Origin of the sequence: Mesorhizobium sp. M2E.F.Ca.ET.209.01.1.1 (assembly GCF_004010375.2) — a bacterium.
In the GTDB taxonomy this organism is placed as follows: Bacteria; Pseudomonadota; Alphaproteobacteria; order Rhizobiales; family Rhizobiaceae; genus Mesorhizobium.
In genome coordinates this window covers 1-2,676 of the sequence record NZ_SADP02000048.1, presented here as the reverse complement: position 1 = coordinate 2,676, position 2,676 = coordinate 1, and the positions used below count along the sequence as shown (strand labels likewise).

Annotated in this window: 3 protein-coding genes; all 3 read left to right on the top strand. The window is 62.8% G+C overall.

Features of this window, described 5'->3' with window-relative positions:
* The coding region (thiC, locus tag EN852_RS34460; RefSeq protein WP_135879560.1) for a phosphomethylpyrimidine synthase ThiC at nucleotides 1-1,461 on the top strand (1,461 nt) is incomplete at its 5' end.
* Nucleotides 1,458-2,459, top strand: a complete 1,002-nt coding sequence (gene thiO, locus EN852_RS34455) for a glycine oxidase ThiO (RefSeq protein WP_063169415.1) — start codon at nucleotides 1,458-1,460, stop codon at nucleotides 2,457-2,459. The genes thiC and thiO, both read left to right, overlap by 4 nt.
* Nucleotides 2,428-2,625, top strand: coding sequence for a sulfur carrier protein ThiS (gene thiS, locus EN852_RS34450; RefSeq protein ID WP_024504260.1), 198 nt, complete (start codon nucleotides 2,428-2,430; stop codon nucleotides 2,623-2,625). Before thiO ends, thiS begins: the two co-directional genes overlap by 32 nt.
* Nucleotides 2,626-2,676: the final 51 nt, after the last annotated feature.

Genomic DNA, 2,676 nt, shown 5'->3' with positions numbered 1-2,676 from the left:
CTTGCCTATGCGCGCGCCGGCATCATCACGCCAGAAATGGAGTTCGTAGCCATCCGCGAGAATCTCGGCCGCGAGGTGATGCGCGGCAAGCTGCAACGCGACGGCGAAGCCTTCGGCGCGGCGATCCCAGATTTCGTCACACCCGAATTCGTGCGCGACGAGGTGGCGCGCGGACGCGCAATCATTCCCGCCAACATCAATCATCCCGAGAGCGAACCGATGATCATCGGGCGAAATTTCCTGGTGAAGATCAACGCCAACATCGGTAACTCGGCTGTCACATCATCGATGGCCGAAGAGGTCGAAAAAATGGTCTGGGCGATCCGCTGGGGCGCGGACACGGTGATGGACCTGTCGACCGGCCGCAACATCCACAACATCCGCGACTGGATCGTGCGCAATGCGCCGGTGCCGATCGGTACGGTGCCGCTCTATCAGGCGCTGGAAAAGGTCGGCGGCATCGCCGAGGACCTCAACTGGGAGGTCTATCGCGACACGCTGATCGAGCAGGCCGAGCAAGGCGTCGACTATTTCACCATCCACGCCGGCGTGCGGCTGCACTACATACCGCTGACCGTCGACCGGGTCACGGGCATCGTCTCGCGCGGCGGCTCGATCATGGCCAAATGGTGCCTGCACCATCACCGGGAGAGCTTCCTCTACGAGCATTTCGAGGAGATCTGCGACATCGCCAGAGCCTATGACGTTTCCTTCTCGCTCGGCGACGGCCTTCGTCCCGGTTCAATCGCCGATGCGAACGACGCGGCGCAATTCGCCGAACTGGAAACACTTGGAGAACTCACCAAGATTGCCTGGGCAAAGGACTGCCAGGTGATGATCGAAGGCCCGGGCCATGTCCCCATGCACAAGATCAGGCAGAACATGGACAAGCAGCTCGCAGTGTGCGGTGAGGCGCCGTTCTACACGTTGGGGCCGCTGACGACCGACATCGCGCCGGGCTATGACCACATCACCTCAGGGATAGGTGCCGCCATGATAGGCTGGTTCGGCACCGCAATGCTTTGCTACGTCACGCCGAAAGAGCATCTCGGCCTTCCCGACCGCAACGACGTCAAGATTGGGGTGATCACTTACAAGATAGCCGCCCATGCAGCCGATCTGGCGAAGGGCCATCCGGCAGCGAAAACCAGGGATGATGCCCTTTCGCGCGCGCGCTTCGAGTTCCGCTGGGAGGACCAGTTCAACCTGTCGCTCGACCCCGAAACCGCACGGTCCTTCCACGACCAGACCTTGCCCAAGGAGGCGCACAAGCTGGCACATTTCTGTTCGATGTGCGGGCCGAAATTCTGCTCCATGCGCATTTCCCACGACATCCGTGCCGAGGCTCAGAAGGAAGGCATGGCGGCAATGGCGGCAAAATACCGGGAGGGCGGCGATCTCTACATGCCGGCGGACGAGACTGGCGTACCGGTCGTGCCGGAGGCTCCCAAACCATCATGAGGGTGCTCGTCAAAGGGGCCGGCGTTGCCGGCCTCACCGTCGCTTTCGAACTCGCCGCCCGCGGCGCGACGGTCACAGTCGCCGAGATGCGGCATGGCCTTGGCGGCAACGCGTCGTGGTTCGCCGGCGGCATGCTGGCGCCATGGTGCGAGCGCGAAAGCGCGGAGCAGCCGGTGCTGGATCTCGGACGCGACGCTGCCGACTGGTGGGATGCGGTGCTGTCGGGTCAGGTGACACGGGCCGGGACATTGGTCGTGGCCGCGCCGCGTGATGCCGGTGAGCTTGACCGGTTCGCCAGTCGCACGTCAGGGCATAGGCGCGTCGATGAAAACGAAATTGCGCTCCTGGAACCCGACCTCGCCGGCCGCTTCCGGCGTGGATTGCTCTTCCCCGACGAGGCTCACCTCGACCCACGCCCGGCGATGGCGGCACTTCATGACAAGCTTGCGACCATGGGTGTCAAATTCCACTTCGGCTGCGACGCCCGGCCTGTTTCGGGTTTCGCCCGTCAGATAGACTGCATGGGAATGGCAGCGGCCGATGACAGGCTGCGCGGTGTTCGCGGCGAAATGCTGATCCTTCGCACGCCTGATGTCTCGCTTTCGCGGCCGGTCCGTTTGCTTCATCCACGCTTTCCGCTTTATGCCGTGCCGCGCACCGATCACCGTTTCATGATCGGAGCGACGATGATTGAAAGCCAGAGCGCCGGACCGGTGACGGCGCGTTCCATGATGGAGCTGCTGGGCGCCGCCCATGCCCTCCATCCGGCCTTTGGTGAGGCCGAGATCGTTGAAACCGGTGTGGGTGTCCGTCCGGCATTTCCCGACAATTTGCCACGCGTCGAAACAGACGGTGAGATCATCGCGATCAACGGTCTTTATCGTCACGGTTTTCTCCTCGCCCCCGCCATGGCGCGCCAGGCTGCCGACCTGGTTTTCAGTCAAGACAGAACCAAGGAGCATGCTCATGAAACTGATGGTCAACGGCGAGGCGCGTGAGATTGCCGCCACCACGCTGGCCGAGTTGCTTGCCGCGCTCGACTATGAGGGCGATTGGCTCGCCACCGCCGTCAACAGCGACCTCGTGCACAAAGCCAACCGCGCGGAGTTCCAGTTGAGCGACGGCGACCGGATCGAAATCCTCTCGCCCATGCAGGGCGGCTAGCATGTTGGAGCTTTATGGAACCGAGCTTTCGTCGCGCCTGCTTCTCGGCAC

Bases quoted from the DNA above. Each gene is read 5' to 3' on its own strand.
- thiO (WP_063169415.1), top strand. From the start codon at position 1,458: ATGAGGGTGCTCGTCAAAGGGGCCGGCGTTGCCGGCCTCACCGTCGCT.
- thiS (WP_024504260.1), top strand. From the start codon at position 2,428: ATGAAACTGATGGTCAACGGCGAGGCGCGTGAGATTGCCGCCACCACG.